This window comes from Marinobacter sp. M5B, assembly GCF_042604615.1.
In the GTDB taxonomy this organism is placed as follows: Bacteria; Pseudomonadota; Gammaproteobacteria; order Pseudomonadales; family Oleiphilaceae; genus Marinobacter; species Marinobacter salarius.
The window spans coordinates 1,881,495-1,907,744 of record NZ_CP156894.1 but is presented as its reverse complement, the minus strand read 5'-3'; the positions used below and the strand labels follow the sequence as shown (position 1 = coordinate 1,907,744).

Sequence of the window (26,250 nt, the reverse complement as noted above, 5' to 3'; positions counted from 1 at the left end):
CATGGCCGACAGCACTCATCCACCCGCGCCACATAGAAGTACCTTGACCCTGAGGGATATCTGCACGGCGCTGGTCACCGGTGGTGAGATTACCCAGGAGGATGCCGAACGGGTTCTCTCGGCCAACATTGGTATCCAGACAGGGGGCAGCGGGCCCGCTAGCCAGCGCCACCCACTGGAACTGGTCGCCAAGGCCGGGTTGGAGAGCCAGAAAACCGGCCGCACCCTGGATCTGGACAGACTGACCCAGTGGCTCGCGGAGTGGGCGGAACAGCCCTACTACCACATCGACCCCCTGAAGATAGATACACCCGCGATTGCCCGGGTGATGTCCTATGCCTTTGCCCAGCGACACGGCATTCTCGCGGTTGAAATAGGTGAGGATGAAGTTCTCATCGCCAGCACCGAACCCTTCAAGAATGACTGGGAAGGCAACCTGCGCCAGGCGGTGAGAAAAGACATCCGCCGCGTGGTCGCCAACCCCGAGGATATCCGCCGTTACACCGTTGAGTTCTATCAACTGGCGAGCTCCGTCAGCAAGGCAGGCGGCAACAACGCAGCCAACCCCGCCGGTACCCAGAATTTCGAGCAACTGCTGGACCTTGGGGCCAGCGAACACCCGGATGCCAACGACCAGCACGTGGTCAAGATTGTTGACTGGCTGCTGCAGTACGCCTTCGACCAACGCGCATCGGATATCCACATAGAACCACGGCGCAATGTCACCCAGGTGCGCTTTCGCATCGATGGGGTGCTGCACAACGTCTACGAATTCCCGGACCAGGTCGGCGTGGCCGTGACCAGCCGCCTGAAGATTCTCGGCAGGCTGAACGTGGCGGAAAAGCGCCGCCCCCAGGACGGCCGCATAAAAACCCGAAAGCCGGACAACAGCGAGGTGGAATTGCGGCTGGCCACCATGCCAACCGCGTTTGGCGAGAAAATGGTGTTGCGGATATTTGATCCGGAAGTGCTGTTGAAGTCCTACGAACAACTGGGGTTTTCCAAGGAAGACCGGGAACGCTGGCAGGCTATTACCGATCACCCCCACGGCATTGTTCTGGTCACCGGCCCTACCGGCTCTGGCAAGACCACCACCCTGTACTCAACCCTCAAGCAACTGGCCACTCCCGAGGTGAACATCTGCACCATCGAGGACCCGATTGAGATGGTGGAGCCGGCCTTCAACCAGATGCAGGTTCAGACCAACATCGAACTGACGTTTGCCTCGGGCGTGCGGGCGCTGCTGCGACAGGACCCGGACATCATCATGATTGGTGAGATCCGTGACCTGGAAACTGCAGAAATGGCGGTTCAGGCCGCTCTGACCGGGCACCTTGTGCTGTCCACCCTGCACACCAACGATGCCCCCAGCGCCATCACCCGCTTGATGGAACTGGGCATCCCCCCCTACCTGATTCGTGCCACGGTGCTGGGCGTAATGGCACAACGGCTAACCAGAACCCTGTGCCCCCACTGCAAGGCGCCAGGGCCGGTGGACGCGCAGGCCTGGCAAAGCCTGACCCGACCCTGGAAAGCCACCATGCCCAAGCAGGTCTACCACCCGGTTGGCTGCCTGGAGTGCCGAAACACCGGTTACTATGGTCGGGCCGGCGTGTATGAAATCATGCAACTGTCCGGCAACCTGATCCGGCAGATTACCGAGCAGTGCGAACTGGACCAACTGAGAGTGGATGCGTACAAGGATGGCATGAAATCCCTGCGGCTTAGCGGCGCGCAGAAAGTGGCCGCCGGCTCCACCACGGTCGAGGAAATCCTGCGGGTAACCCCCGAAAGCCAGCGTTGATGCGCTCCCGGTTATCATGCCAGACATGGTTGAGCGCTACTGGGGAAACGCTCCGCACTGGGTGAGCAACTGCTGCCAACGCTCTTTATGTGCCGTAATGGCGCGGGCCAGTTGTCCCCAGACACTGTCGGTATTGCCCGTTTCCAGATAGAGCCGATACCAATCGCGGAACGCAGACGGCATGGTCTCTGACTGCTGGGCGGCGAGCGTATCCAGCGGTTTGATCAGCGCCTCCCTCGCCTGCTCAATGCGGCCGAGATAGTCCTCAATATCAGCGCCGTAACCGTCGGTATAGATATCCACGAGCTCGTCGGGCGGCGCTTCAGGCTCCGACCCCGAGCAAAGTGGCGCCCCTTCCACTCTTCTGATCAACAGAGCCGTTGCGTCCTCAAGCCGCGCTGTGATCAGCCGAGCGCTGTTTAATAGCTGACCCGCACGATGTTCTGCCTGCCAGAGTTGATGCACACCACCCACATAATCCAACGGCTCATCTGTGTTGCCGTCCAGCAGACCTCTGACCGTCTGGTTGACTCGCTTTACGCCCGAAGACAACTCCGCCAGAACCTTGTCATCGCCGCTCCCGGGATAATATCCCTGCGACAGGGTAAACAGACGCTCAATCTCTTCCACCCCCCAGGTGGCGTTCCATATCGCAATGGGGAGCGACTCGGTTTTATGGGCGATGGCCTCTTCCAGTTCTTCCTGTATATCCTCGCCATCGGTCTCCGAAATACAGGTCTCAGCGGCACGGATAAACCGTGTTTCATAACGCAATCGATTCAACGGTTGCATTACCCGCCCCATGATCGAATTCCTTTCGCCGACCACGTATTGCAACTCACACCCGTAAAGAGACAGGAAATCGAGCATTCCCATGTCCAGATCCGGCATGTCGAGAACGCGCTCCCGTCGGCGCGGGATCTGGGGAACAGGGGCTATATCGGAGAGTTCGGGGCGCAGTTCCAGAGCATCGGCTACGCTCACAACGTACCCATCCATCATATCTGGAACACCGGAATCCGGCGCGCAGCCGGCAAGGTATAGGCACACCAAAGGCATTATCAGGCATCGAACGTCAGGCACCATGGAGGGTCAACCCTGCTGCAGAAACCTGTCGACCCCTGCAAAGTCCGTAGCCACCGCCCGCTTCGTGTCCGGCAGATCTCCCTCACGCACAAGCCAGACCGTGCGCATGCCAGCGTCCTCAGCGGCCTTCAGTTCGGCCTCAACATCGGAGAGGAACAGCACCGTTCTGGGTTCGACACCCAATTCGTCGATGATGTTGCTGTAGGAAGTTGATTCCTTCTTACCGCCGATACGGGTATCAAAGTAACCGGAAAAGAATGGCGTTAAATCCCCGGCTTCGCTGAAACCGAAAATCAGCTTCTGTGCCTTCACAGAACCGGAAGAATATACGAACAGCCGCAAACCTCGATCATGCCAGCGCTGCAGATACTCGGCGGCATCGTCGTAGATGTGCCCCCGGAAAGCACCCTGCTGGTAACCCTGCTCCCAGAGCATTCCCTGCAAGGCCTTCAACGGTGTTTCCTTGCGATCTTCCCGAATCCAGGTATCCAGCACCTCAACAAGCTCGTCGATATCCTCCCTGGCGACACCTGATGTTTGGGCAACGGCATCCAACTGCTCACGGATTTCCGTGCTGTCCGCCGCACCTTCCCGTACAAACTCAGCCATATGCTTCGCCGAGTAGGGAAACAAAACCTCATGCACAAAGGAGATCGAACTGGTGGTTCCCTCGATATCCGTCAGGATCACGCGGATCATCCAGCCACTCCCGCCAGGCGCTCATAGCGCGGCAGCCGGCTGGCGATGTCTTCACCCGTGAAGTCTGCCACCCAGCCTTCCGGGTTGGTAAACAGACGGATGCAGGTAAACGCAGGCTCCGGCCCCATATCAAACCAGTGGCGTGTGCCATCCGGCACGCTGATAAGGTCATTTTTCTGGCACAGAACAGCGTACACCTGGTCACCAAAATGCAGGTAAAACAGGCCCTGCCCGCGAACAAAGAAACGCACCTCGTCTTCGCTGTGCACATGCTCATCCAGAAATTTCTGGCGGAAGGCCTCTTTCTGGGGGTTGTCCGGGTTCAGGCTGATGACATCCGCTGCCTGGAAGCCACACTCCTCCTTCAGCGCCTGGATCTCACCGGAATAGGCCTCAAGAATGTCATCAGATGACGCGTCTGCAGGCAGATCCCGGGTAGCCCATTGCTCAAAACGAACGCCGTGCTCTGCCAGCAGGTTAGCGATTTTGCCCGCGTCTTCGGTCACGATGCGGGGGGATTCGGGCACACTCTGGTCAAAAATACTCAAGGTTGTCATCGGCGGACCCTCATGGTTTCAAGCTCACATTCGAAAAGGAATTCAAAGGCTTCGACGTGGCGCAGGCAGTCTGACATGGTCCTGCCCCAGGTATAAAGGCCGTGCCCACGAATCAGGTAACCCGGTTGTTCAGGATGCTGACGAAACCAATCTCTGGTTTGGTCCGCCAGCGCCGGAATATCCTGAGTATTGTCGAACACCGGCACGGCCAGTTGCGACTCGTGGGTATCAACCCCGGAAAACGCTTTCTGTAACTCGTACCCCTGTAACTTCAGCGGTTCTCCGGCGGGCAGCAGCCGGCTCAACACCGTTGCCTTGACAGAGTGGGTATGCAACACCGCACCAACGTCCGGAAAGGTCTGGTAAAGCACCGTATGCAAACGTGTTTCCGCCGACGATCGGGCATTGCTCTGGACGGGGGTGCCAGCAAGGTCCACCACCATGACATCACCTGCCACCAGCTGGCCTTTGTGTCGGCCGGACACAGTGACGGCGATATGCTCATCATCGATCCGCGCCGAATAGTTGCTGCTGGTAGCCGGCGACCAGCCCTGGCCGTAGAGAAACCGGCCGGCATCAATGATGGACTGCGCGGCAATGGCGTAGCGGGTTACGTCAAACAAAAATCACCTCGGAACAGACACGCCGGATCAGCGCTTGATAATTACCATTATAAGGATGAGCGTGCCGCCCGCAAAGGCCGACGAACGCTCACCGGTCGGCCTGGAAAGCCATGGATCATACCGTGGCTTTCAGCGGAAGGCTGCGCTGGCGCTTCCCGCTCAGGGCAAATAACGCGTTACCCAAAGCGGGTATCACCGGAGGTACACCGGGCTCCCCCACACCGGTGGGCGATTCATCGCTATCGATGATATCCACCACCACCTCGGGCCGCTGATCATGACGCATGAGCGGGTAATCGTGGAAATTGCTTTGCTGGACCTGTCCGCCTTCCAGGGTAATGTTGCCGTAGAGCGCTGCCGTGAGGCCAAAGATAATACCGCCCTCGATCTGGTCGCGAACAATGTCCGGATTGACCACCTGGCCGCAATCCACAGCACAGTACACCCTGTGCACCCGGATTTCCCCGAACTCAACGCTGGCCTCAACCACCTGGGCCACGTAGGTGCCAAAACTGCGGAACAGGGCAACGCCACGGGCCCGCCCTTCGGGTGCGGCGCTGTCCCATTGGGCAAGTTGGGCAACCCTGTCCAGCACGCCCAGGTGTCTAGGTTCGTGATCAATCAATGAGCGCCGGAACCGGTACGGGTCCTGGCCTTGCTCATGAGCCAGCTCATCCATAAAGGTTTCAACAGCAAAGCCGTTGTGAGAGAAACCCACGGACCGCCACCAGGACACCGGCACCCCCGGATCTGTGTGGGTATGGCGTATGTCGATATTCGGCACCCGATACGGATATTCTATGGCACCTTCGATGGCGGAATGATCCTTCGGAGTCGCGACACCCTCGGCGAGCAGCCCAACGCGCCCCAGAGTGCCGTACAGGAATTTCGGAGCCCAGGGGTACTGGGCTGGTGCCGCATTGCGTACGTACCAGTCCAGTATCTGCGGGCCAACAATCTGATGGTGCCAGCCAGTGACATTATCGCCGCTGACACTGGCCCGCATCCGGTGCAGCATGGCCGGACGATAAACATCGTGACGGGTATCTTCTTCCCGCGACCAGATCAGCTTGACCGGTTTGCGTACCCGGTAGGCGACAGACGCCGCTTCCTCGATGTAATCATTGGTCAGCCGGCGCCCAAAGCCACCGCCTAGGAAGGTGGTATGGATGGTCACCTCATCGGGCGAGAGATCCGTCACCCTCGCAGCCGCGATCCGACCAAGATCGGGTGCCTGGGTCGGTGCCCAGACTTCAATGGCGCCGTCCCGATACCACGCCGTGGCATTCATCGGTTCCAACGTCGCATGGGCAAGGTAAGGCTGCTCATAACTGGCCTCCACCACGCGCTCCGCACCTTGTTGTGCGTCGTCATAATCACCTTCGCTGCGCTCGCTTTCCCCCGGGTCTTCATCGGCGGCTCTGTGGTACGAGGAAAACACCTGTTCGGAGGACACATCCAACGCGCCGTCGTTGTCCCATTCGATCGTCAGGGCGTCCTGGGCCTTACGGGCCCGCCAGTATTTATCTGCCACAACTGCCACGCCACGCTCGATCTCGAACACATCCAGAACGCCCGGCAACCGGCGAGCGGCGGTATCATCGTATGATTTTACCCGGGCGCCATAGCGCGCAGGGCGGGACACCACCGCGTAAACCATGCCTTCCAGCTCGACATCAATGCCGTAGATTGGCGCGCCAGTGGACTTGGCTTCGGCATCCAGGCGTCCCCGTTGCTTGCCTATGTACTTCCACTCCTCACGGGGTTTGAGTGACGGAGCCTCCGGCACCGGCTGCTTCGCCGCCAGTTCTACCAGCCGACCGTAAGCCAGGCTGTCGCGCCCGTTCGGATGGATGACCCTGCCTTCGACCGCCCGGCACTCAGCGGGGCTGACTTCCCAGACATTGGCTGCGGCAGCAACCAGCATCATACGGGCAGAGGCTCCCGCCACCCGTAACGGCTGCCAACTGGTCGCCAGACTGGTGCTGCCGCCGGTCAATTGCAGGTTGTAGAGGGGATTACGGTATTCCGGGGCCGCAGGGGCAAATCGCGGTTTGATGGAGGCTGGCGCCACCCCGAGCTCTTCCGCAATGAGGGTGGTCAGGCCAGTGTAAGTTCCCTGCCCCATCTCAACACGCGCCAAGGTGAAGTAGACCTGATCATCGGTCGTCAGCTCCAGCCAGGCATCCGGTTTCCAGCTACCATCCTGTTCATCATAACCGCTCTGGATGCCAGCGCAGCCCGGAAGCGACAGGGACAAGACCAGCCCGCCGGAGGAGCCGGCGGTTACCTTCAGGAAATCGCGTCGATTCATGGACATATTACGCTTCCCCCCGATCAGGTCGGGCAGCGTCGTCAACAACCACAGACTCAACCGCCGCGATGATGCGGGAATAGGTACCGCAACGGCAAAGGTTTCCGCTCAAGGCCGCGACGATATCATCGTGAGAGGGAGCGTCGTTGTGCTGCAAAAGGTGGGCGGCGCTCATGATCTGGCCAGACTGGCAGTAACCGCATTGGGGCACGCCATGTTCGACCCATGCCTTATGCAAAGGATGCAGGTTTCCATCTTGCGACAGACCTTCGATGGTCGTCACATCCCCACCGTCGGCCAATTCTACCGGGGTGGAACAGGAACGCACCGGATGCCCGTTCAGGTGCACGGTACAGGCGCCGCAGAGCCCCATGCCGCATCCAAATTTGGTACCTTTCAGTCCGAGTTCATCGCGGATCACCCACAACAGCGGAGTATCGCTGTCTATGTCGAGCATCCGCTCCCGGCCATTAACGGTAAGGCTCACGGCCATGGTTGTTCTCTCCCCTGCTGCCCAGAGCACTGGCCCCGGCTGAGTTTTATTATTATGAACGCTGAGCGTTCTTATTTGATGACGTCGTTGCCGTCCTTATCCGTCCAGATCTTCCGTTCGCCGGTTTCCATTTTACCCTGGGAGTCCCAGACCTCGCGGTCGGTTGTTGCCTCTTCCACCTTGCCGTTGTCATTCCACATAACCCGGTCTTTACATCCGGCCAGTGCCGCTACTACAAAAAGTACCAACATCAGTTGCTTCACACTTACCTCCAAACCGATCTTATCGGCGTTGGTGAATAGTCAGGATCCGTGAATCTCACGGTTACGCTGTTTGTCGCGGTCGCCCTTGCGGACCATGACATAGACGGCGCCGGTGCCGCCATGGCGCTTCTGGGCCGAATGAAACGCCAGCACATCTTCCAACTCTGGCAGCCATTTGGCCAGATGGCTCTTGAGCTGGGCGATACCGTCGGGGTTACGCTCTCCCTTGCCGTGGAGAATAATGACGGATCGAAGTCCATAGCGCACGCAATCATTAATGAAGCCGAATACATCCCGACGCGCTTCTTCAACGGTCATCCGGTGCAGGTCCAGGCGCGCTTCGATCGGGTATTGCCCAAGACGGAGCTTACGGAATACGCCATGCTGAACTCCGGGCCGTTGCCAACAGAGAACATCGTGCGCTGTCAGAGGCTCAACCATATCCGCCGTCAGTGGATTGCAGTCTCTGTGCGGCTGATCTATGGCGGACCGCTGACGCTCAAGGTGCCCTGGGGTCAGATCCTTTGGGGCTTTAACATCGGCTTTGTTCGGCTTCCGGATACGGCGGACATCCTTCATTTCCTCCAGGAAGCTCAGGCGCTCATCTTTGGTTGTCATGGCGATATCATTTACGGTCGAAGTTGCATGGACTTTACCACCCGGCTCACCCATCATAAAGGAGGCCCCTCGCCCTACCCACTGCCGGGCCGGGGCTGGCCCGCGCTCAGACAACCATCGTAGGGCCGGTAGATAGACCGTTGGTCTACACTTCAGGCTCATAAGCACGACAACGGACCGCGATTATGACTGCCGCATCGCAAGACAGTGCACGCCCCCAGAATACCCGTGCCATCATGGCATTTCTGCGGGAGCATTCGCCTTTTTCAAACATGGACGATGCACATCTGGCCCATTATGCCGAGCATGCCTCGCTGAGATTCTACGCCGATGGCGATGTGGTGCTGTCACCGGACGATGGCCCGGTACAACGGTTCTACGTGGTCAAACAGGGCCGTATTCGCGGCGAACGGGAGCGAGACCGGGACGGAGAAACCGAAACCACCTTTGAGATCAGCCAGGGCGAATGTTTTCCATTGGCCGCGCTGATTGGAGAACGCCCCACCCGCACACTGCATCGCGCCTCCGGAGACACCTTCTGTCTGAGCATTGAACACGACACCTTTGTCATGCTGTTCTCGCAGAGTGATCCCTTTCGTGATTTCTGCCTTCGCGGCGTCAGCAGCCTGCTTGATCAGGTGAATCAGCGCATACAGACCGGCGCCATGGCTTCCATTGGTTCCAGTAACTCGCTGGACACCCCGCTGGAACGCTACGCTATTCGCAATCCCATCGTCTGCTCGCCGGACCTCCCGGTCCGAAAAGCGGTTGCGCGCATGCACGAAAACAGTGTCGGGAGCATCGTGATCACCGATGACGAACGGCATCCCACGGGTATATTCACCCTCAGGGACCTGCGAACCATGGTGGCAGAGGAGAAGGGCCCTCTGGACACGCCTATCGGCCAGGTCATGACCCGGAACCCCTGCTGCCTCACAGCCAACGCAGACGCTTTTGAAGCCGCCATGCTGATGGCAGAGCATCACTTTGCTCACATCTGCGTGGTGGATGACGAGCACCGACTGATTGGCATGGTATCCGAGCGTGATCTGTTCTCGCTTCAGCGGGTCGATCTGGTCAACCTTGCCAGAACCATTGGCACTGCCAGCCATCTCCGCACCCTGGTCAGCCTCCGAAAGGATGTGTCCCGACTGGTGGACGCGATGCTCGCTCACGGGGCAGATTCCGGTCAGGTGGTAAAAATCATTACCACCTTGAACGATGTCACTGTAAGACGGGTCCTGGAACTGAACATCAAGAAGAACGACCCCGGCATCCCTTTCACCTGGCTGACATTCGGAAGCGAAGGTCGGCAGGAACAAACCCTGTTAACGGATCAGGACAACGGCATCCTGTTCCAGACACCGGAGGGGATGACCGAGGCACAGGTCAGGGAAAAACTGCTGCCCTTCGCGGAAACCGTCAACAAGGAGCTGGCGGAATGCGGCTTTACCCTGTGCAAGGGTAATATCATGGCCAGCAATCCCAAACTGTGCCTTAGCGGCAGGGAGTGGGATGACTGGTTTGCCCGTTTCATTGACGCCTCAACCCCGCAGAATCTGGTGTATTCGTCCATTTTTCTCGACATGCGGGCGGTATTCGGGCCAATGGAACCACTGGAACGATTGCTGGATAAAGTGCTTACGCGCATACGCAAGAACGACCTGTTCCAGAAGATGCTGGCGGGCAACGCCATTACCCGCAAACCTCCCCTGACCATGTTCCGCAACTTCCGTTATGCCCCGGATGGCAAGAAAAACACACTTGATCTGAAGCGCCAGGGGCTTGCTCCTTTCGTGGAAGCCGTTCGGGTATTTGCCCTCGCCAATAGCGTCGGCTCGGCCAACACATTGGAGCGCATGCAACAGCTCGCCATAAAAGGTGTCTTTGACACCAAAGACGCCAACGCATGGCAGGAGGCCTACAGCCTGATCCAGGCTATCCGGATGAGGGCACACCAGGAAATGCTGGACCGGGGCGAGCCCCTGTCCAATTATATAAACCCGGATGACCTTAACCCGCTGGACCGCCGGATTCTTCGCGAATCCTTCCGCCAGGCACAACGCCTGCAACAGAAACTGGAAATCACCTACCAACTCTGAAAACCGGGTCAACAGTTATGCTGGAGCAGATCAAAGACTGGATCGAACGGCGCAGGGCCGGCAGCACCGGTGGTCACGACCGAGAACACTTGCCAACGCCAAAAACCGCCGGAGACCAGCGCCTGTCAGACTGCCGGCTGATCGTACTTGATCTGGAAACGACCGGCCTCAACCCGGCAAAAGACAATGTCATCGCCATTGGCGCGGTGGCCATCCGGCACAACGCCATTGACCTGGGTGACCAGTTTGATCTGATCCTGCGTCGCCCGGAGCTGGACATCAGCGAGACGGTACTCATCCACGGCATTGGGCCGGAAGCCCTGACTCAGGGACATGAGACAGAAGACGCACTGCTCCATCTGCTGGAATGGATGAATGGCGACCCTATCCTTGCCTACCATTCCGCCTTTGACCAGAAATTCCTTGAAAAGGCTCTCAAGCAAACACTGGGCTACACCCAGCCCCACACCTGGCTCGATGTCGCCGAGATGCTTCCCGCCTACTTCCCCAACTCCAAAACCGGGGGCAAAGGACTGGACAACTGGGCCGATTTTTTCGACCTGGAAGTCAGCGCCCGACACCATGCCGCTGCCGACGCCATGGTGACGGCTGAGTTAACCCTCGCTGTTATCAATAAAGCACAAAAAAGCGGTGTCACCAGCCTGCGTGACTTCAATGGCAAACTGAAGTACTACCGACAACTGAAGAATATCCATCGACAAGGCTAGAGCCCCGGAACTGTGTCGCGTTTGCAGACCTTTTGTCCCTCAAATAACTGAGAATTAGACCTTTTGCCAATATCTATCTATCGCTTGACGGGTAAAGTCGAATAGGACATCACGTCGGAGAAGAACTATATGAATAATAATTTCTCTACAACCAACACTTCACAGAAAACCCACCCAACCTCCACAACAACAATACAGGAGTGATCCTATGTCAGGTCATGACTACGATGCTGTGAACTACTGGAAGGCGAACCTACGCCTTATATTCGGGAGCCTTATTGTCTGGGCCCTCGTGTCTTATGGGTTTGCGATACTGCTTCGCCCCATGCTCGCCGGAATCCCCATTGGCGGAACCGACCTCGGCTTCTGGTTCGCCCAACAGGGTTCGATTCTTACTTTCATCGCGTTGATCTTCCATTACGCCTGGCGGATGAACAAGCTCGATGAAAAATTCGACGTGCATGAGGAGTAAGTTCGAATGAGTCAATTTGCCATTAACCTATTATTTGTGGGCGGCTCATTCGCCCTCTATATCGGTATCGCCATCTGGGCGAAGGCCGGTAGTACGAGTGATTTCTACGTTGCCGGCGGCGGCGTTCACCCGATCACCAACGGTGCGGCGATCGGTGCTGACTGGATGTCCGCAGCATCCTTTATCTCCATGGCGGGCCTGATTGCCGCTGGTGGTTATGCAAACTCGACGTTCCTGATGGGCTGGACAGGCGGCTACGTTCTGCTGGCCATGCTTCTGGCGCCTTACCTGCGTAAGTTTGGTAAGTTTACGGTTCCCGAGTTCATTGGTGACCGCTTCTACAGCAAAAATGCTCGCTTGGTGGCAGTTATCTGTCTGATCGTAGCTTCTGTAACCTACGTCATCGGCCAGATGGCGGGTGCCGGCGTAGCCTTCTCCCGCTTCCTTGAAGTCGAATCAACCATGGGTCTGATCATTGCGGCTGTGGTGGTATTTGTCTACGCCGTACTCGGCGGCATGAAGGGCATCACCTATACGCAGGTGGCTCAATACTGCGTACTGATCGTCGCCTATACCATCCCTGCGGTCTTCATCTCCCTGCAGTTGACCGGTAACGCCCTGCCCCCGCTGGGTCTGTTCTCGACTCACGTGGATTCTGGCATGCCGATCCTAGACAAGCTGAACCAGGTCATCACGGATCTCGGCTTCAACGAGTACACCGCTGATGTGGACAACAAACTGAACATGGTTCTGTTTACCCTGTCCCTGATGATCGGTACCGCTGGTCTGCCTCACGTCATTATCCGGTTCTTCACTGTGCCAAAAGTAGCGGATGCTCGCTGGTCTGCAGGCTGGGCGCTTGTTTTCATCGCCCTGCTCTACCTCACAGCGCCGGCTGTTGCTTCCATGGCTCGCTTGAACCTGATGACCACCATCTACCCGGAAGGCACCCAAGCAGAGCCGATCCAGTATGATGAGCGTCCAAACTGGATCAAGGACTGGGAAGTCACTGGGCTGATCCAGTTCGAGGACAAAAACCAAGACGGCCGTATTCAGCTGTACAACGACTCACCTGAGTTTGAAAGCACAGCTCAGTCCCGTGGCTGGGAAGGAAACGAGCTGGTCGTTAACCGGGACATCCTGGTACTGGCCAACCCGGAAATCGCCAACCTGCCAGGATGGGTTATCGGCCTTATCGCCGCTGGTGGTCTGGCGGCAGCCCTGTCGACGGCAGCCGGTCTGTTGCTGGCAATATCGTCGGCGGTCAGTCACGACCTGATCAAAGGCTCGATAAATCCCAACATCACGGAGAAAGGCGAGCTGCTCGCAGCCCGAATATCGATGGCAGTCGCAATCTGTGTTGCCACCTATCTGGGCGCAAACCCACCGGGCTTCGCGGCACAAGTTGTTGCACTAGCCTTCGGCATCGCAGCAGCGTCCCTGTTCCCGGCACTGATGATGGGTATTTTCTCCAAGCGGGTTAACAATGTCGGTGCAATCGCCGGTATGCTGACCGGTCTGGGCTTCACCCTGGCGTACATCTTTGTGTACAAGGGCTGGCTGTTCATTCCGGGTACCAACAACCTGGCAGACACCCCAGAAAACTGGGTACTGGGCATTTCGCCCCTGTCTATCGGTGCAGTTGGTGCTGTCGTCAACTTTGCGGTAGCCTTCATTGTGTCCAACGCAACTGAAGAACCGCCCGTTGAGATTCAGGAACTGGTTGAAAGCGTCCGCTACCCACGTGGTGCGAGTCAGGCTCACGACCACTAAGCAACGAATCAGCCTAATTCACTGAATGAATTAGAAGGTTGATGACGAACGGGCTTCCTCTGTGAGGGAGCCCGTTCTTTTTTAAGGAAACCCGTTTTATGTTCTGGACGTTTGTCGCTACCGTTGTTTGCGGCCTGGGAGCCGCAGGTATTGCGCTCGGAATTCGGGCGATTACCCGAAACCTCGCTCCGAAGTGGATCATTCCAGTCTTTGCCGGGGCTGGTATGCTCGGGTACCTCATCTACACCGAATACACCTGGTTTGAACAAAAGCAGTCCCTGATGCCCGAAGAGGCTGTCATTGTGGACACGGAGAGCAACGGCATTTTATGGCGCCCATGGACGTTTTTCTTCCCTTACGTCAATGCTTTCTCGACAGTCGATACCAAAAGCATCAGCGAAACCCCGTCAAACCCGGACGTTTTGCGCTTCACCCTGTATCGCTTTGAGCAGAAAATGGTCGATGCTGTTTCTCATCGGATTCATATTCTTAACTGCAATACCCGCGAACTTGTACCACTGGGTTCAGACGGCGCCCCACGGCTTGATAACATGAAAAAACTGGACCCGCATGACAAACTGTTGATGACCGTTTGCGGCGAATGAAGATAACCCCAACCGCTCCCGAGAACCCCGGGTAGAATAAAAAGAGCGAACTATGATTAGTGCCTGGTTGCTGGTCTTAATTTCCATCACCTACATTTCGATTCTTTTTGTTATTGCCTGGGCCGGCGACAAGCATCCTGGTCTCTACCGTCGCCGACTGGCACGTACCCATATCTATGCTCTGTCACTGGCGGTCTACTTCACCTCCTGGACGTTTTACGGTGCCGTAGGCCGAGCCACTCAGGAGGGGCTCGGCTTTTTGCCAATCTATCTCGGCCCGTTACTCGTTTTTGTCTTTGGCGCTCCCCTGTTGCGCCGTATCATCTTCATCAGCAAGCGCAACAACACCACCTCGATTGCGGACTTCATAGCATCCCGTTATGGCAAATCCCAGTCACTCGCCGCCATGGTGGCAATCTTCGCACTGATCGGCAGTGTTCCTTACATCGCCCTGCAGCTTAAAGCCATCTCCATGGGCTTTAGCGTCCTCTCGGACACTGGCGTGGAACCCAATGAACTCAGTACCGCTGCGTGGAACGATTCGGCCTGGTATATCACGCTGGTGCTCGCAGTATTTACCGTCCTGTTCGGTACCCGACACCTCGAGTCAACCGAGCACCACCGGGGCATGATACAGGCAGTGGCCTTTGAGTCGTTGATAAAGCTCGTGGCCTTCGTGGCCGTTGGCCTGTTCGTTATCTATGGTCTTTATGGCGGCTTCGGTGATCTCTGGGGCAACGTCCGCAGCGCCGGGCTCGTCGGCACACTGACCACCGACAGCGTAGAGGCTCCGGCTTTTATTACCCAAACGCTGGTGGCCATGCTGGCAATCATCTGCCTACCCCGACAGTTCCATGTCATGGTGGTGGAAAACACCGACCACCGGGATTTTGAAACCGCCCGCTGGGCGATGCCGATTTACCTGATTATTGCCAGCGCCTTTGTTCTACCTATTGCGGCAGCAGGCTTGTTATCCCCGGAAGCCAGCGCGTCCGATCCGGACATTCTGATTCTGAACCTGCCAATTCTGGCCGGAGAACAATGGCTCGCTATCCTGGCATTCCTGGGCGGTGGATCAGCTGCGGCAGCAATGGTCATCGTCTGTTCGGTCGCCATCGCAACCATGGTCAGCAATGAAATCATCATGCCGGCGCTACTGAAGTTCTTCCGCCCCGGCATGAACAAACGTTCCGATCTCAGCTACCTGCTACTCAGCATTCGACGGGTTGCTATCTTCGTGGTGTTGCTCACTGCCTACGGGTTCTATCGCATGGCAGGCGCGGATTACAGCCTGACAGCCTTTGGGCTGCTCTCATTCGCCGCAGCGGCCCAGTTCGGACCCGCACTTGTCGGTGGTATTCTCTGGCGCAAGGGCAACCATACCGGCGCTGTCTGGGGCCTCGGTCTCGGCTTCCTGATGTGGTGCTATACCCTGCTGTTACCCGCTCTGGCATCCACTGGCTGGTTAAGCGATACCCTTATTGATCATGGGGTTTGGGGCATTAACTGGACAAGGCCCACGGCTCTTTTTGGTTCTGAACTTGATCAGACCAGCCACGGCATTATCTGGAGCCTGGGCATCAACACCGTTACCTACATCGTTCTCTCGATGCTGACCCGCCAACGGGTGCGGGAAAAGATCCAGATCGCCTCGTTCTTCCACGATCCCCAACCGAGAGCTGAGACGCCGCAGCAACAGAGCTGGCAGGGTGAAATCTTGACCTCTGATCTGCAGGCAATCTCCGACCGTTTCATGGGGGAAGAGCGAGCCGAAGCCATCTTCCGCAACTACGAGCGGCGCAACGCCATTCGCCTGCACCCTCATAGGCCAGCTTCGTCACACCTGATGAAGTTCATTGAGCGGCAACTGGCATCGGTTATCGGGGCGTCCACGGCACGCGTGGTACTGGAGTCCACGCTCACCGGGCGGGACATGCAGATCGAGGACGTCGTGAGCATCGTCGATGAAGCCTCGCAGGCCATGACCTTCAGCCGGGAATTACTGCAATCGGCAATTGAAAACATCAGCCTGGGTGTTTCCGTCGTGAACCACCAACAACAGCTGGTGGTATGGAACCACCGCTACCTGGAGCAATTCAGCTACCCGAAGGGCTTCGTCCGGGTCGGCCGTCCGGTGGAAGACCTGATGCGGTACAACCTGACCAGTGCCAACCTGCCAGCGAGACGAATCGACGAGGTCATTGCTGATCGCTGCGCCAGCATGCGCGAGGGTCGGCCGATGTCCTACGAGCGACAACGACCGGACGGCACCGTACTGAGGATTGATGGTAGCCCGATTCCCGGAGGTGGTTACGTAACCACCTTCCAGGACATCACCGCTATGCGAAGGACCGAGCAAGCGCTGAAGGAAACCAATATCTACCTGGAGCAGCGCGTCAAAGAACGCACCCAGGAACTCCAGGTGATCAATGAGCAGATGCTCAAGGCGAAATCCGTGGCTGAACAGGCCAACCAGAGCAAAACCCGCTTCCTGGCGTCAGCAAGTCATGACCTTCTCCAACCCCTGAATGCTGCGCGCCTGTTCACCTCGGCTCTGGCGGGTAAAGCCAGGGATCCTGAAATGACCGAACTGGTGGACCACATTGACAGCTCGCTGGGCGCCGCCGAAGAAATCATCAGCACCCTATTGGACATCTCAAAGCTGGATGCCGGTGCACTGGAACCGGATATCGGTGTGTTTCCGGTTAACGAGATCATGCGGCACCTGGCAACCGATTTCTCTGCCATCGCAAAAGACCAGGGCCTGGATCTTCATGTTGTCCCCAGCAGCGCCTGGGTGCGATCGGACTCAAAACTGCTGCGGCGCGTTATCCAGAATTTTCTTTCCAACGCCATTCGTTACACCCCAAGTGGGAAAATCCTGCTGGGCTGTCGGCGTCTGAAAGGGTATATCCGCATTGAGGTATGGGATACCGGGCCGGGTATTCCGGAAGACCAGCTTACTCACATCTTCGAGGAATTCCGTCGTTTTCAGCAGGGCCGGGACAAAAAAGGCCTTGGTCTGGGGCTCGCGATTGTCGACCGCATCTGCGGCATGCTGAATCACCCGGTGAACGTACAGTCAGTTCAGGGACTCGGCAGCGTATTCAGCATCACCGTGCCAGTTGCGCCGGCCGAGCAAAGTGACCAGAGCACCACCAAATCTGCACCCGCGTCGCGGCGTGTATCGAGCCTGGGAGGCCTTCACGTGGTCTGTATCGATAATGACCCTGCTATCCTCCATGGCATGAGTGCCTTGCTGGATAACTGGCACTGTGACGTGACAACAGCCGAAAGTCTGGAGGATGCTCGGGACAAACTGAACGGCACGAAACCGGACATCATATTGGCCGACTACCAATTGGACGATAACCGGAATGGGCTCGACGCCATGGACTCATTGAGGGACGAGATCAGCAATGATATACCTGGCATACTCATTACCGGCTATATGGCTCCGGACGTGAGGGAGGATGCGATCAACAGGGGCTACCAGATCCTTTATAAACCGGTGAAACCAGCCGCATTGCGAGCACTGGTTAACAAGTTGCTGAAACAGAAACGGTCATGACCGAACCCACTAGCAATGCCATCGGCGCCAACTTCGGGAAACTCAGTTACCTGGTCGTCGACGACTTTGAGAACTTTCGATTGTCCATGCGGCAAATCTTGCGGAATTGCGGCGCCGACAAGATCGAGTCGGTCGCCAACGCATCCGCTGCCGTCCAGTATTGTGCCTATAACCACGTAGACGTGGTGCTTTGCGACTACAACCTGGGTGAGGGCAAGAACGGCCAGCATATACTCGAGGAGCTCCGGCACAAGAAACTCCTGAAACGCTCTTCGCTGTTTCTGATGGTGACCGCCGAAACCTCCAAGGAGATGGTGATGGGCGCCCGGGAATACCAACCTGACGGCTACCTCACCAAGCCCATCAACCGTGCCATGCTTGAAAAGCGACTGGGCGGCCTTATCGCGCAACGCAATGCCCTGCTTCCGATCAACCGGGAGATCGATCGGGAAAACTTCCCCGAGGCCATTTCTCTATGCCTGCAGACGCTACCCTCGCAACCTCGCTACAAGACCTGGCTAATGAAAACGCTGGCCGACCTCTATTATCAGGTTGGAGACTTCAGCCATGCCCTGAAAATCCATGACGATGTACTGAGCCAGCGCGATCTGTCCTGGGCACGGCTTGGTCGTGGCAAAATTCTGATTGCCAACCAGAATTACGATGAAGCGGCGGCAACCTTGAAAGCACTGGTGTCTCAGCATCCGGATTACATGGAAGCGTATGATCTTCTTGCCGAGGCTCTCGAAAAACAGGGCCGGCCCACCCAAGCCCAACAGATTCTTGAGAAGGCGGCAGAGCACTCCCCTAACGCGCTGTTGCGACACAGGCACCTGGCCGTACTTGCCTCGTCCAATCAAGACATGCCGACAGCGTCCAAAGCCTGGCGGCAGACCGTCAGCCTTGGCACCTACTCGATACACGACAACTCCGAACACTATCTTGCATTGGGCCAGTCACTGTCAGACCTCAGTGAAGGGGACTCGTCAAATGAGGGCACAGCCCATGCGGACGAAGCTCTGACCATACTCCGACGTATGGAAAAGCGGTTTGCCGGACAGGAAAACATTAAGCTGCGTAGCCGAATTGTCCAGTCCCGGGTTCATGCCGGCCAGGACCGAATGAATGAAGCCCAAAATGCTCTAGACAGCGTTGCGGACGAACTCGACCCTGATCTAATGCCTCCCGAAGCCTGCCTTGACTACGCCAAGACGCTGTTCCGTCTGGGCCGGGAGGCCGATGCCAAGGGCCTGCTCAATGCCCTTGCCCTTCGTTGCAGCGATAACCCTCCGCTATTGCAGAAAATCGAGAGCTTACTCGATGAACCGGTGGGCTTCCGACAAAAACTTCAAGCCCGGTCTCTGAATCGTGAAGGCATCAAGGCGTTCGAGGCAGGCAATCTGGAAGAGGCCGTGACCACATTCAACCGGGCACTGGATATCGTGCCCTCCCACGCCTCTCTCAATTTGAACCTGGTACAGGTATTGATGAAGCAACATCAGGGTACAGCAGGTGATCGAGAGCTTTTGAAGCGCTGTGAAAAATGCCTGGAAAAACTCGCTGATCTGCCAGAACAACATCGCCAGCACCGACGCCTGATCTCTTTGCGCAAGAAACTGGAGGGAATGATGTCATGACCACCAATGATCATGATGAGTTGACTCACCCCCGAGGTACACAGAGCATCGACTTTTCAATGGTGCTGGCCTCAGCCGTCCATGACATGAAGAATTCGCTGGGCATGTTGCTGAACTCCCTGGATGAGCTTCGCCAGGAGCAGACAGACACCATTGGCGATTCTCCCCGCTTCAACACCCTGCAGTATGAAGCCGAACGCATGCACAACGATCTGGTGCAGTTGCTGGGCATCTACAGGCTCGGCGAAAACAACCTGTCCGCACATGTTGAGGAGCACTTCGTTCCGGACTTCCTGGCCCAGCAAATGGCACGCCATACGCCGCTTCTTGAGGGCATGGGGATCAAGCTGGCGATCGAATCCGATGATATCAACGGATTCTTCGATGAGGACCTGCTGACCGGCGTACTCAATAACACCATCAACAACGCCATCCGATACACCAAGAGTATGATCAAGCTGACAGCGGCGATACATGATGATTTTCTGGTTATTGGCGTGGAAGATGACGGCGACGGATACCCGGAAAACATGCAGCACAATGGAACGCCCAGCTTCAAATCCCTGAACTTCAACAGTGGAAGTACCAGCCTGGGGTTGTTCTTCGCATCATCGGTTGCCCAGCTTCATAGCAATGGTGACCGCCATGGATATATCAAGCTGCACAATGATGGCCGCCTGAGCGGTGGCGTATTCGAGATCTGGCTGCCATGATGGAACACAGCCAATACTTCAGGAAGGGAACCAATGGCTCGAGGTCACGCTTTAATTGTCGATGATTCGTCGACGGCACGCATCATCCTGGCCCGCCTGCTGGAACGCGCCGACCTGACGACAAAAGGCGTCGTCAGCGCTGAGGAAGGCCTCACACAGTTACGTGAAGAGGCTTTCGACCTGGTTTTCCTGGACCACCTCTTGCCCGGAATGAACGGCTTGGAAGCCCTGGATGTGATCAAGGCGGACTCTGAGCTACGGCACATCCCGGTTTTCATGTACACATCGCAAAGCGCGGAACGTTATCGTCAGGATGCCAAGGCCCGTGGTGCCGCTGGTGTGATTGGCAAACAGGTTGATCGGGAACAACTCCTTACCACTATCGAGGCTATCCTGACAGATGCCTCCACCTTGCCTAGTCTGTCGCCAATCGACAATACCACTGGCGAACTCATTGAACAAAGCTACACAAGACGACTGACAGGACGGCTCGCCACCCTGGAGATCGCCTATGAGGAAACGCACGACGAACTCAGGCAGCTGCGCAAAAGTGTTGCCCTATTGGAAGCCATGCATCAGGAAGGTCTTGACGGGCAGCGCAACCGACTGAAGTGGCTGGCGATTGGCAGTGTCGCCGGCCTCGCAGGTATCGTTCTCTTCTTCGGTCTGGAATTGAGAGACCTGTCGATCTTGCTTGAAAGCCTGAACGGACAACTGGCCGTTATGCAGGAAATCGTAGGTAGCCTGGTTGAACTTGAGGAAGTGAGCAGGCAATAAAAAACCCCCGTCGGCGAAGCCGCGGGGGTTTTTGGCATTAAGAGCCTGACGATGACCTACTCTCACATGGGCAGAAGCCACACTACCATCGGCGCTGGTCTGTTTCACGGCTGAGTTCGGGATGGGATCAGGTGGTTCCAGACCGCTATGGTCGTCAGGCAAAACGGTTGATCACTGGGTGGACGAGGTAGAACGATGTGATGTTGATTTCGATTGAGCGCGATGGCTCTTGCGTTATCCGCAATTGTCTTGGGTGTTATATAGTCAAGCCTCACGAGCAATTAGTATCGGTTAGCTCAACGCCTCGCAGCGCTTACACACCCGACCTATCAACGTCCTGGTCTTGAACGGCTCTTCAGGGACCTCAAGGGTCCAGGGAGATCTCATCTTGGAAGGGGCTTCCCGCTTAGATGCTTTCAGCGGTTATCCTATCCGAACATAGCTACCGGGCAATGCGTCTGGCGACACAACCCGAACACCAGCGGTTCGTCCACTCCGGTCCTCTCGTACTAGGAGCAGCTTTCCTCAAATCTCCAACGTCCACGGCAGATAGGGACCGAACTGTCTCACGACGTTCTAAACCCAGCTCGCGTACCACTTTAAATGGCGAACAGCCATACCCTTGGGACCGGCTTCAGCCCCAGGATGTGATGAGCCGACATCGAGGTGCCAAACACCGCCGTCGATGTGAACTCTTGGGCGGTATCAGCCTGTTATCCCCGGAGTACCTTTTATCCGTTGAGCGATGGCCCTTCCATACAGAACCACCGGATCACTATGACCTACTTTCGTACCTGCTCGACGTGTCTGTCTCGCAGTTAAGCGGGCTTGTGCCATTACACTAACCGCATGATGTCCGACCATGCTTAGCCCACCTTTGTGCTCCTCCGTTACGCTTTGGGAGGAGACCGCCCCAGTCAAACTACCCACCACACAGTGTCCTTAACCCCGATAAGGGGTCGAAGTTAGAACCTCAAACAGGTCAGGCTGGTATTTCAAGGTTGGCTCCACCAGAACTGGCGTCCTGGTTTCAAAGCCTCCCAGCTATCCTACACAAACATGCTCAAAGTTCACTGTGAAGCTATAGTAAAGGTTCACGGGGTCTTTCCGTCTAGCCGCGGATACACCGCATCTTCACGGCGATTTCAATTTCACTGAGTCTCGGGTAGAGACAGCGCCCCCATCGTTACGCCATTCGTGCAGGTCGGAACTTACCCGACAAGGAATTTCGCTACCTTAGGACCGTTATAGTTACGGCCGCCGTTTACCGGGGCTTCGATCAAGAGCTTCGCGCAAGCGCTAACCCCATCAATTAACCTTCCGGCACCGGGCAGGCGTCACACCGTATACGTCCACTTTCGTGTTTGCACAGTGCTGTGTTTTTAATAAACAGTCGCAGGGGCCTGGTATCTTCGACCGGCTTCTGCTCAACCCGCGAAGGGCGTCACATACCACCGGCGTGCCTTCTCCCGAAGTTACGGCACCATTTTGCCTAGTTCCTTTACCCGAGTTCTCTCAAGCGCCTTGGTATTCTCTACCTGACCACCTGTGTCGGTTTGGGGTACGGTCTCGAATAGCCTGAAGCTTAGAAGATTTTCCTGGAAGCAGGGCATCAATGACTTCCCGCCCTAAAAGGGCAGTCGTCGTCGCGTCTCGGCATTGTGGGACCGGATTTGCCTAATCCCACTGCCTACATGCTTAAACCGGGACAACCGTCGCCCGGCTCACCTAGCCTTCTCCGTCTCTCCATCGCAGCTATCCAAGGTACGGAAATATTAATCCGTTTCCCATCGACTACACCTTTCGGTCTCGCCTTAGGGGCCGACTCACCCTGCGCCGATTAGCGTTGCGCAGGAACCCTTGGTCTTCCGGCGTGGGGGTTTTTCACCCCCATTGTCGTTACTCATGTCAGCATTCGCACTTCTGATACCTCCAGCATGCCTCTCGACACACCTTCGCAGGCTTACAGAACGCTCCCCTACCCCGTGCACTTGCGTGCACAGCCGCAGCTTCGGTAACCAGTTTGAGCCCCGTTACATCTTCCGCGCAGGCCGACTCGACTAGTGAGCTATTACGCTTTCTTTAAAGGATGGCTGCTTCTAAGCCAACCTCCTAGCTGTCTGAGCCTTCCCACATCGTTTCCCACTTAACTGGTATTTGGGGACCTTAGCTGGCGGTCTGGGTTGTTTCCCTCTTCACGATGGACGTTAGCACCCACCGTGTGTCTCCCGGATAGTACTCACAGGTATTCGGAGTTTGCATCGGGTTGGTAAGTCGGGATGACCCCCTAGCCGAAACAGTGCTCTACCCCCTGTGGTATTCGTCCGAGGCGCTACCTAAATAGCTTTCGGGGAGAACCAGCTATCTCCGGGCTTGATTAGCCTTTCACTCCGATCCACAAGTCATCCCCTGGCTTTTCAACGACAGTGGGTTCGGTCCTCCAGTTGATGTTACTCAACCTTCAACCTGCTCATGGATAGATCGCCCGGTTTCGGGTCTATGCCCAGCGACTAAATCGCCCTATTCAGACTCGGTTTCCCTACGGCTCCCCTAAACGGTTAACCTCGCCACTGAACATAAGTCGCTGACCCATTATACAAAAGGTACGCCGTCACGGAACAAGTCCGCTCCGACTGCTTGTACGCATACGGTTTCAGGATCTATTTCACTCCCCTCACAGGGGTTCTTTTCGCCTTTCCCTCACGGTACTGGTTCACTATCGGTCAGTCAGGAGTATTTAGCCTTGGAGGATGGTCCCCCCATGTTCAGACAGGATGTCTCGTGTCCCGTCCTACTCGATTTCACTGGACTCAGGTTTCGGATACGGGGCTATCACCCACTATGGCGGCTCTTTCCAGGGCCTTCTCCTACCAGTTGTCCAGCTTAAGGGCTGGTCCCCGTTCGCTCGCCGCTACTGAGGGAATCTCGGTTGATTTCTTTTCCTTCGGGTACTTAGATGTTTCAGTTCCCCGAGTTCGCCCCGTACGGCTATGTATTCACCGTACGGTACCGGCCCGAAGACCGGTGGGTTTCCCCATTCAGAGATGCCCGGATCACAGCTTGTTTGCCAGCTCCCCGAGCCTTATCGCAGGCTTCCACGTCTTTCATCGCCTCTGACTGCCAAGGCATCCACCGTATGCGCTTAGTTGCTTGACTATATAACCCCAAGACAACTGATCCGTTTCTCACACCCAACCAGAACATCGCACCCACCGAAGTGAACACAATCTTCTCATTCAGAGATGAGATTCAGAGACAGTCACTCGAAGTCATATACAACCACTTCAACGACAACACCGGATAACGCTTGAAATCGCTATCACATTGAACACGTTCTCTCGGAGATAATGAGAAAACGTATTCGTGTTCTATCTCGTCCAATTTGTTAAAGAGCAAATCTGACCCAGTGATCAGAAAGAAGAACTTCCGCTTAACAACCCTTGTCATTAAACCGAAACGCTTGTTTCTGCACACTGACCGAAGTCAGGCATTCATCGATCTGTCCAGGTATTGGTGGAGCTGAGCGGGATCGAACCGCTGACCTCCTGCGTGCAAGGCAGGCGCTCTCCCAACTGAGCTACAGCCCCTAAAAGCTATTTACAAGAATTGTGTAGATCTAGGCGTGTTCGGGCGCCGCATAGCCTGCTATGCAAGTCCGGACACAACGACGAGCTACGCAATTCTGGTGGGTCTGGGTGGACTTGAACCACCGACCTCACCCTTATCAGGGGTGCGCTCTAACCACCTGAGCTACAGACCCGGTTTTGCTTGTCCTGAAACAAGCCAAGTCGGGCCTGCATAGACCCTTTGCTCTCTTCTTAAGCTAACCAAGTAATTCGTGTGGACTCTGACCGAAGCTTTCGGCTTCGTTTAAGGAGGTGATCCAGCCGCAGGTTCCCCTACGGCTACCTTGTTACGACTTCACCCCAGTCATGAACCACACCGTGGTGATCGTCCTCCCGAAGGTTAGACTAACCACTTCTGGTGCAATCCACTCCCATGGTGTGACGGGCGGTGTGTACAAGGCCCGGGAACGTATTCACCGCGACATTCTGATTCGCGATTACTAGCGATTCCGACTTCACGGAGTCGAGTTGCAGACTCCGATCCGGACTACGATGCGTTTTGTGAGATTAGCTCCCCCTCGCGGGTTTGCAGCCCTCTGTACGCACCATTGTAGCACGTGTGTAGCCCTGGCCGTAAGGGCCATGATGACCTGACGTCATCCCCACCTTCCTCCGGTTTGTCACCGGCAGTCTCCCTAGAGTTCTCAGCCGAACTGCTAGCAACTAGGGATAGGGGTTGCGCTCGTTACGGGACTTAACCCAACATCTCACGACACGAGCTGACGACGGCCATGCAGCACCTGTGTCAGAGTTCCCGAAGGCACCAATCCATCTCTGGAAAGTTCTCTGCATGTCAAGGCCAGGTAAGGTTCTTCGCGTTGCGTCGAATTAAACCACATGCTCCACCGCTTGTGCGGGCCCCCGTCAATTCATTTGAGTTTTAACCTTGCGGCCGTACTCCCCAGGCGGTCAACTTAGTGCGTTAGCTGCGCCACTAAGACTTCAAGAGTCCCAACGGCTAGTTGACATCGTTTACAGCGTGGACTACCAGGGTATCTAATCCTGTTTGCTCCCCACGCTTTCGCACCTCAGTGTCAGTATTGGTCCAGAGTGCCGCCTTCGCCACTGGTGTTCCTTCCTATATCTACGCATTTCACCGCTACACAGGAAATTCCACACTCCTCTACCATACTCTAGCCTGACAGTTCGAAATGCCGTTCCCAGGTTGAGCCCGGGGCTTTCACATCTCGCTTATCAAACCACCTACGCGCGCTTTACGCCCAGTAATTCCGATTAACGCTTGCACCCTCCGTATTACCGCGGCTGCTGGCACGGAGTTAGCCGGTGCTTCTTCTGTGAGTAACGTCAAGCCTCACGAGTATTAGTCGTAAGGTTTTCCTCCTCACTGAAAGTGCTTTACAACCCGAAAGCCTTCTTCACACACGCGGCATGGCTGGATCAGGGTTGCCCCCATTGTCCAATATTCCCCACTGCTGCCTCCCGTAGGAGTTCGGGCCGTGTCTCAGTCCCGATGTGGCTGATCATCCTCTCAGACCAGCTACGGATCGTCGCCTTGGTAGGCTCTTACCCCACCAACTAGCTAATCCGACATAGGCACATCCAATAGCGCAAGGTCCGAAGATCCCCTGCTTTCCCCCGAAGGGCGTATGCGGTATTAATCCGGGTTTCCCCGGGCTATCCCCCACTACTGGGCAGTTTCCTATGCATTACTCACCCGTCCGCCGCTCGTCAGCGGGGAGCAAGCTCCCCCTGTTACCGCTCGACTTGCATGTGTTAAGCCTGCCGCCAGCGTTCAATCTGAGCCATGATCAAACTCTTCAGTTTAAAT

Annotated in this window: 18 protein-coding genes, 2 tRNA genes and 3 rRNA genes; 10 read left to right on the top strand and 13 right to left on the bottom strand. The window is 56.4% G+C overall.

Annotated elements, in window-relative coordinates; translation table 11 throughout:
* Position 1 precedes the first annotated feature (1 nt).
* Complete coding sequence (locus AAGD24_RS08570; protein ID WP_041334978.1) at positions 2 to 1,804, top strand: GspE/PulE family protein; 1,803 nt, start codon at positions 2 to 4, stop codon at positions 1,802 to 1,804.
* 36 nt (positions 1,805 to 1,840) lie between these two features.
* On the opposite strand, the gene AAGD24_RS08565 is transcribed toward AAGD24_RS08570, so the two are convergent.
* The 8 genes from AAGD24_RS08565 to smrA form a co-directional block, all read right to left on the bottom strand.
* Entirely contained in the window at positions 1,841 to 2,788 is a 948-nt protein-coding gene (locus AAGD24_RS08565) for a DUF3080 family protein (RefSeq protein ID WP_252971494.1), read from the bottom strand.
* A gap of 108 nt (positions 2,789 to 2,896) precedes the next feature.
* Entirely contained in the window at positions 2,897 to 3,589 is a 693-nt protein-coding gene (gene mtnC / locus AAGD24_RS08560; protein ID WP_126810315.1) for an acireductone synthase, read from the bottom strand.
* Positions 3,586 to 4,146, bottom strand: a complete 561-nt coding sequence (locus AAGD24_RS08555; RefSeq protein ID WP_036206594.1) for an acireductone dioxygenase — start codon at positions 4,144 to 4,146, stop codon at positions 3,586 to 3,588. Before AAGD24_RS08555 ends, mtnC begins: the two co-directional genes overlap by 4 nt.
* On the bottom strand, positions 4,143 to 4,769 hold the full coding sequence (locus AAGD24_RS08550; RefSeq protein ID WP_126810316.1) for a methylthioribulose 1-phosphate dehydratase: 627 nt from the start codon (positions 4,767 to 4,769) through the stop codon (positions 4,143 to 4,145). Before AAGD24_RS08550 ends, AAGD24_RS08555 begins: the two co-directional genes overlap by 4 nt.
* Positions 4,770 to 4,884: 115 nt before the next feature.
* The gene (locus tag AAGD24_RS08545; RefSeq protein ID WP_136633713.1) at positions 4,885 to 7,089 is read right to left on the bottom strand and encodes a xanthine dehydrogenase family protein molybdopterin-binding subunit; all 2,205 of its coding nucleotides are present in this window, start codon (positions 7,087 to 7,089) and stop codon (positions 4,885 to 4,887) included.
* 1 nt (position 7,090) lies between these two features.
* Complete coding sequence (locus AAGD24_RS08540; protein ID WP_136633714.1) at positions 7,091 to 7,576, bottom strand: (2Fe-2S)-binding protein; 486 nt, start codon at positions 7,574 to 7,576, stop codon at positions 7,091 to 7,093.
* Positions 7,577 to 7,647: 71 nt separating this feature from the next.
* The gene (locus AAGD24_RS08535; RefSeq protein ID WP_040474675.1) at positions 7,648 to 7,839 is read right to left on the bottom strand and encodes a hypothetical protein; all 192 of its coding nucleotides are present in this window, start codon (positions 7,837 to 7,839) and stop codon (positions 7,648 to 7,650) included.
* Positions 7,840 to 7,878: 39 nt separating this feature from the next.
* The gene (gene smrA, locus AAGD24_RS08530) at positions 7,879 to 8,457 is read right to left on the bottom strand and encodes a DNA endonuclease SmrA (RefSeq protein ID WP_075195305.1); all 579 of its coding nucleotides are present in this window, start codon (positions 8,455 to 8,457) and stop codon (positions 7,879 to 7,881) included.
* A 185-nt stretch (positions 8,458 to 8,642) separates the two neighbouring features.
* On the opposite strand from smrA, the gene AAGD24_RS08525 reads away from it, so the two are divergent.
* From AAGD24_RS08525 to AAGD24_RS08485, 9 genes are all read left to right on the top strand, one after another.
* Positions 8,643 to 10,559 carry a putative nucleotidyltransferase substrate binding domain-containing protein gene (locus tag AAGD24_RS08525; RefSeq protein ID WP_126810318.1) on the top strand — a complete coding sequence of 639 codons (1,917 nt, stop codon included), beginning with the start codon at positions 8,643 to 8,645 and terminating at the stop codon, positions 10,557 to 10,559.
* A 17-nt stretch (positions 10,560 to 10,576) separates the two neighbouring features.
* On the top strand, positions 10,577 to 11,287 hold the full coding sequence (locus AAGD24_RS08520) for a PolC-type DNA polymerase III (protein ID WP_075195297.1): 711 nt from the start codon (positions 10,577 to 10,579) through the stop codon (positions 11,285 to 11,287).
* Positions 11,288 to 11,495: 208 nt separating this feature from the next.
* Positions 11,496 to 11,759 (top strand): DUF4212 domain-containing protein, encoded by a 264-nt coding sequence (locus AAGD24_RS08515; RefSeq protein ID WP_007154785.1) that lies wholly within the window; start codon positions 11,496 to 11,498, stop codon positions 11,757 to 11,759.
* Between the two features lie 6 nt (positions 11,760 to 11,765).
* Complete coding sequence (locus AAGD24_RS08510; protein WP_075195298.1) at positions 11,766 to 13,532, top strand: sodium:solute symporter family protein; 1,767 nt, start codon at positions 11,766 to 11,768, stop codon at positions 13,530 to 13,532.
* A 98-nt stretch (positions 13,533 to 13,630) separates the two neighbouring features.
* Complete coding sequence (locus AAGD24_RS08505; RefSeq protein ID WP_091643969.1) at positions 13,631 to 14,137, top strand: hypothetical protein; 507 nt, start codon at positions 13,631 to 13,633, stop codon at positions 14,135 to 14,137.
* A gap of 52 nt (positions 14,138 to 14,189) precedes the next feature.
* Positions 14,190 to 17,708, top strand: coding sequence for a PAS domain-containing hybrid sensor histidine kinase/response regulator (locus AAGD24_RS08500; protein ID WP_041334959.1), 3,519 nt, complete (start codon positions 14,190 to 14,192; stop codon positions 17,706 to 17,708).
* The gene (locus tag AAGD24_RS08495; RefSeq protein ID WP_379867107.1) at positions 17,705 to 19,345 is read left to right on the top strand and encodes a tetratricopeptide repeat protein; all 1,641 of its coding nucleotides are present in this window, start codon (positions 17,705 to 17,707) and stop codon (positions 19,343 to 19,345) included. The genes AAGD24_RS08500 and AAGD24_RS08495 overlap by 4 nt, the downstream gene beginning before the upstream one ends.
* Entirely contained in the window at positions 19,342 to 20,058 is a 717-nt protein-coding gene (locus AAGD24_RS08490) for a sensor histidine kinase (RefSeq protein WP_379867105.1), read from the top strand. The genes AAGD24_RS08495 and AAGD24_RS08490 overlap by 4 nt, the downstream gene beginning before the upstream one ends.
* A 33-nt stretch (positions 20,059 to 20,091) precedes the next feature.
* Entirely contained in the window at positions 20,092 to 20,835 is a 744-nt protein-coding gene (locus tag AAGD24_RS08485) for a response regulator (RefSeq protein WP_136632905.1), read from the top strand.
* Positions 20,836 to 20,878: 43 nt separating this feature from the next.
* On the opposite strand, the gene rrf is transcribed toward AAGD24_RS08485, so the two are convergent.
* From rrf to AAGD24_RS08460, 5 genes are all read right to left on the bottom strand, one after another.
* Positions 20,879 to 20,994: ribosomal RNA gene (rrf, locus tag AAGD24_RS08480) — 5S ribosomal RNA — on the bottom strand.
* A 101-nt stretch (positions 20,995 to 21,095) separates the two neighbouring features.
* A 23S ribosomal RNA gene (locus tag AAGD24_RS08475) occupies positions 21,096 to 23,991 on the bottom strand.
* A gap of 355 nt (positions 23,992 to 24,346) precedes the next feature.
* Positions 24,347 to 24,422 (bottom strand) — tRNA-Ala (locus tag AAGD24_RS08470).
* A 96-nt stretch (positions 24,423 to 24,518) separates the two neighbouring features.
* Positions 24,519 to 24,595: transfer RNA gene (locus AAGD24_RS08465), tRNA-Ile, on the bottom strand.
* Positions 24,596 to 24,706: 111 nt separating this feature from the next.
* Positions 24,707 to 26,246 (bottom strand): 16S ribosomal RNA (locus tag AAGD24_RS08460).
* Together the 16S, 23S and 5S rRNA genes with 2 tRNA genes alongside form the textbook arrangement of a ribosomal RNA operon.
* Between the last annotated feature and the right edge of the window lie 4 nt (positions 26,247 to 26,250).

Excerpts from the sequence above, each read along its gene's own strand:
- AAGD24_RS08570 (WP_041334978.1), top strand. The coding sequence starts at position 2 with ATGGCCGACAGCACTCATCCACCCGCGCCACATAGAAGTACCTTGACC.
- mtnC (WP_126810315.1), bottom strand. The coding sequence starts at position 3,589 with ATGATCCGCGTGATCCTGACGGATATCGAGGGAACCACCAGTTCGATC.
- AAGD24_RS08555 (WP_036206594.1), bottom strand. The coding sequence starts at position 4,146 with ATGACAACCTTGAGTATTTTTGACCAGAGTGTGCCCGAATCCCCCCGC.
- AAGD24_RS08545 (WP_136633713.1), bottom strand. The coding sequence starts at position 7,089 with ATGTCCATGAATCGACGCGATTTCCTGAAGGTAACCGCCGGCTCCTCC.
- AAGD24_RS08540 (WP_136633714.1), bottom strand. The coding sequence starts at position 7,576 with ATGGCCGTGAGCCTTACCGTTAATGGCCGGGAGCGGATGCTCGACATA.
- smrA (WP_075195305.1), bottom strand. The coding sequence starts at position 8,457 with ATGACAACCAAAGATGAGCGCCTGAGCTTCCTGGAGGAAATGAAGGAT.
- AAGD24_RS08525 (WP_126810318.1), top strand. The coding sequence starts at position 8,643 with ATGACTGCCGCATCGCAAGACAGTGCACGCCCCCAGAATACCCGTGCC.
- AAGD24_RS08520 (WP_075195297.1), top strand. The coding sequence starts at position 10,577 with ATGCTGGAGCAGATCAAAGACTGGATCGAACGGCGCAGGGCCGGCAGC.
- AAGD24_RS08515 (WP_007154785.1), top strand. The coding sequence starts at position 11,496 with ATGTCAGGTCATGACTACGATGCTGTGAACTACTGGAAGGCGAACCTA.
- AAGD24_RS08510 (WP_075195298.1), top strand. The coding sequence starts at position 11,766 with ATGAGTCAATTTGCCATTAACCTATTATTTGTGGGCGGCTCATTCGCC.
- AAGD24_RS08505 (WP_091643969.1), top strand. The coding sequence starts at position 13,631 with ATGTTCTGGACGTTTGTCGCTACCGTTGTTTGCGGCCTGGGAGCCGCA.
- AAGD24_RS08500 (WP_041334959.1), top strand. The coding sequence starts at position 14,190 with ATGATTAGTGCCTGGTTGCTGGTCTTAATTTCCATCACCTACATTTCG.
- AAGD24_RS08495 (WP_379867107.1), top strand. The coding sequence starts at position 17,705 with ATGACCGAACCCACTAGCAATGCCATCGGCGCCAACTTCGGGAAACTC.
- AAGD24_RS08490 (WP_379867105.1), top strand. The coding sequence starts at position 19,342 with ATGACCACCAATGATCATGATGAGTTGACTCACCCCCGAGGTACACAG.
- AAGD24_RS08485 (WP_136632905.1), top strand. The coding sequence starts at position 20,092 with ATGGCTCGAGGTCACGCTTTAATTGTCGATGATTCGTCGACGGCACGC.